Origin of the sequence: Streptomyces solincola (assembly GCF_002982015.1) — a bacterium.
Taxonomy (GTDB): Bacteria; Actinomycetota; Actinomycetes; order Streptomycetales; family Streptomycetaceae; genus Streptomyces; species Streptomyces solincola.
In genome coordinates, this window is record NZ_PVLV01000723.1 from 1 (window position 1) to 3,665 (window position 3,665).

The following is a 3,665-nucleotide window of genomic DNA, read 5'->3' on the forward strand; positions in this document are numbered from 1 at the left end:
CCCGCCGCCCCCACTGCACCGCCAGCACCACCAGACCCACCGCCAGCCACAGCGAGCCGACCACCAGCGCCGAGGTCGCCGCCTCCGCGATCACCGCCACCAGGATCATCCCGCCGACCACCGGCGCCACCACATGCCGCACCCAGTCCACCCGGCCGCCCGGCTCACCGCCCCGGCGCACCGCGAACCAGCCGACCACGCTCGCGTGCAGCAGCACGAACGCGGTCAGCGCGCCCACGTCCACCACCGACACCAGGTGGTCCAGGCCGTCGGCCTGCTGCGCCGCCCACACCGCCGCCACCATCGTGACCACCGCGGCCACCAGCAGCGCCACCCGCGGCACCCCGCTGTCGGTACGCGCCAGCGCGTGCGGCAACCGCCGGTCCCGGGCCATCGCGAACAGCAGCCGGCCCGCCGCCGCCTGCCCGGCCAGCGCCGCGAACGCCGCGCCGATCGCCTTGCTCGCCGCCACCAGGTCGTGCAGCCAGCCGCCCACCGAGGCGTCCACCGCGTCATAGAAGGCCGAACCCTGCCGGGCCGGCTCCGCCGCCAGCTCCGCCGACGACACCGGTTCCAGGAGCGCCACCAGATAGGTCTGCGCCACGAACAGCACCCCCGCCAGCACCAGGCAGAACAGCACCGCCCGGGCCACCTTCGCCGACCCCCCGGTCACCTCCTCGGCGAAGGACGCGATCGCGTCGAACCCCAGATACGACAGCACCGCCACCGACACCGCCCCCAGCACCGCCGCCGGCGAGAACGGGACGTCACCGGTCAGCGGCGTCAGCCAGCCGCGCTCGGCCCCGTCCCGTACCAGCACCACCAGCGCCGACACCACGAACACCAGCAGCACCGCGATCTCCAGCGCCAGCACCGCGAAGCCCACCCGGGCCGCCGCCCGCACCCCCCGCAGGTTCAGCAGCGTGGTGACCACCACCGCCAGCAGCGTCCACACCCACCGGTTCACCGACGGCACCAGCGCCTCCATCGCGATGCCCGCGAAGAGGTACGCCACCGCCGGGATCAGCACGTAGTCCAGCGTCGCCATCCACCCGGCGATGAACCCCGGCCCCTCGCCCAGCCCCTTGCGGGCGTACGCGAAGACCGACCCGGCCTGCGGGGCCACCCGCACCATCTGCGCGTAGCTGAACGCGGTGAACGCCATCGCCACCGTCGCCACCAGGTACACCAGCGCCACCGCGCCGCCCGACTTCGCGTCCAGCGTCCCGAACACGCCCACCGGCGCCATCGGGGCGATGAACAGCAGCCCGTAGACCACCAGGTCCCGGAACCGCAGCGACCGCCGCAGCCCCTCGTGCCGGTCGGACTCCCGCGCGGACGTCCCAGACGTCCCAGACATCCCTGACGTCCCTGACGTCCCAGATGTGCCAGCCATGCCCGACAGTCTCCGCCTCCGGTCCGCTCACGGCCCGACCCCACGCCCGGACACCGCCCGCCCTCCCGGCGGCTGCCGCACCCGCCCTTACGATGGGAGGCATGACTGCAACGCCTGCCGGCCCGTCGAACGACAAGCGCGTCCTCCTCGCCGCTCCCCGCGGTTACTGCGCGGGCGTGGACCGCGCCGTGATCGCCGTCGAGAAGGCCCTGGAGCAGTACGGATCGCCGATCTACGTACGCCACGAGATCGTCCACAACAAGTACGTCGTGCAGACCCTGGAGCGGAAGGGCGCCATCTTCGTCGACGAGACGGCGGAGGTCCCCGAGGGCTCCATCGTGATGTTCTCCGCGCACGGCGTGGCCCCGACCGTCCACGCCGAGGCCGCCGAGCGCAAGCTCGCCACCATCGACGCCACCTGCCCGCTGGTGACCAAGGTCCACAAGGAAGCCGTCCGGTTCGCCAACGAGGACTACGACATCCTCCTGATCGGCCACGAGGGCCACGAGGAGGTCATCGGCACCTCCGGCGAGGCCCCCGAGCACATCACCCTCGTCGACGGCCCCGACGACGTCGCCAACGTCACCGTCCGCGACGACTCCAAGGTCGTCTGGCTGTCCCAGACCACCCTGTCCGTCGACGAGACCATGGAGACGGTCGACAAGCTGAAGGAGAAGTTCCCGCAGCTCGTCTCACCGCCCAGCGACGACATCTGCTACGCCACCCAGAACCGTCAGATCGCCGTCAAGCAGATGGGCGCGGACGCCGACCTGGTCATCGTGGTCGGCTCCAAGAACTCCTCCAACTCCGTCCGCCTGGTCGAGGTCGCCCTGGGCGCCGGCGCCCGCGACGCCCATCTGGTGGACTTCGCCGACGAGATCGACGAGGCCTGGCTGGAGGGCGTGTCCACGGTCGGCGTCACCTCCGGCGCCTCCGTGCCCGACGTCCTGGTCGAGGGCGTCCTCGAATGGCTCTCCCAGCGCGGCTACGCCGACGTGGAGCTGGTCAAGGCCGCCGAGGAGTCCATCACCTTCTCCCTCCCCAAGGAGCTCCGCCGCGACCTGCGCGCCGAGGCCGCCGCCCTCTCCGCCGGCGACCGCCCCGCCACCTGATCCACGACCGCGCCGCCCCCTGATCCGCGACCGTCCGTCCCGCGCCCGCCCCGCCCCGTAACGTGATCCCCATGAACGTCTTCGGAGTGGACATCGGCGGTTCGGGCATCAAGGGCGCCCCCGTGGACCTGGCCCGCGGCGACTTGGCCGAGCCGCGGCACAAGGTACTGACCCCGCACCCGGCGGCGCCCGAGGGCGTCGCCGACGGCGTCGCGGAGGTCGTCTCCCATTTCGGCTGGTCGGGACCGATCGGCGTGACCTTCCCCGGCGTCGTCACCGGCTCCACCATCCAGACCGCGGCCAACGTCGACAAGAGCTGGATCGGTGTGGACGCCGCCGCGCTGCTCGCCGACCGGCTCGGCGGCGTCCCGGTGACCGTCCTCAACGACGCCGACGCCGCCGGCGTGGCCGAGGTGCAGTTCGGCGCCGGGCGCGACCGCAAGGGGCTGGTGGCGGTGCTCACCTTCGGCACCGGCATCGGCAGCGCCCTGTTCACCGGCGGCAGGCTCGTGCCCAACACCGAGCTGGGCCACCTGGAGCTGCACGGCCACGAGGCCGAGAAGCGCGCCTCCACCAAGGCCAAGGAAGACAAGGACCTGAGCTGGGAGGAGTGGGCGCACCGGGTGCAGAAGTACCTGGCCCACCTGGAGATGCTCTTCTCACCCGAGCTGTTCGTGATCGGCGGCGGAGTGAGCCGCAAGGCCGACAAGTTCCTGCCCCTGATCCACGGCATCCGGGCCGAGGTCGTCCCCGCCCAGCTCCAGAACAACGCCGGCATCGTCGGCGCCGCCATGGCCGCCGCCGCGGCCGCGCAGGACGGCGGCCCCGCTCAGCGCTGAGCGGCCCGCGCGCTCGCCGCCTCGGGGGCGGCGGAGGCCCTCGCCGTCCGCTGCCTCCGACGCCCCATCTCCCGCACCTTCCGTACGGAGGCGATGACCCCGGCGACCAGCGTCCCCCCGTACAGCCAGCCGGCGTGCACCGCCAGCGCGGTCACCACCGCCATCGTCCGCCCGCCGAAGCCGCCCCCGCCGGAGATCGGCAGCACACCCGCGACGAACGCGATCGGCACCCCGATCGGCGCGGTCACCAGGTCCGCCGAGCGCACCCACAGCGCGGTCAGCGCGCTGACCGCGCTGTGGGTGCGCTCGGCGGACCTG

At 73.0% G+C, this 3,665-nt stretch carries 4 protein-coding genes; 2 read left to right on the forward strand and 2 right to left on the reverse strand.

The genetic code is table 11. The features are described from left to right. On the reverse strand, positions 1 to 1,360 hold a 1,360-nt coding region (locus C6N75_RS29680; protein ID WP_258177686.1), incomplete at its 3' end, for an APC family permease. Positions 1,361 to 1,488: 128 nt separating this feature from the next. Between C6N75_RS29680 and C6N75_RS29685 the strand changes: the two genes are divergently transcribed. Together C6N75_RS29685 and ppgK are read left to right on the forward strand one after the other, a co-directional pair. Next, entirely contained in the window at positions 1,489 to 2,508 is a 1,020-nt protein-coding gene (locus C6N75_RS29685) for a 4-hydroxy-3-methylbut-2-enyl diphosphate reductase (protein WP_181160674.1), read from the forward strand. A gap of 71 nt (positions 2,509 to 2,579) precedes the next feature. Further along, positions 2,580 to 3,347, forward strand: a complete 768-nt coding sequence (gene ppgK / locus C6N75_RS29690; RefSeq protein WP_105871925.1) for a polyphosphate--glucose phosphotransferase — start codon at positions 2,580 to 2,582, stop codon at positions 3,345 to 3,347. Here the strand turns inward: ppgK and C6N75_RS29695 are convergent. After that, positions 3,338 to 3,665, reverse strand: a 328-nt coding sequence (locus C6N75_RS29695) for a DUF6542 domain-containing protein (protein ID WP_322888088.1), incomplete at its 5' end; no start/stop codon positions are given. The two genes, ppgK and C6N75_RS29695, sit on opposite strands and share 10 nt — an antisense overlap.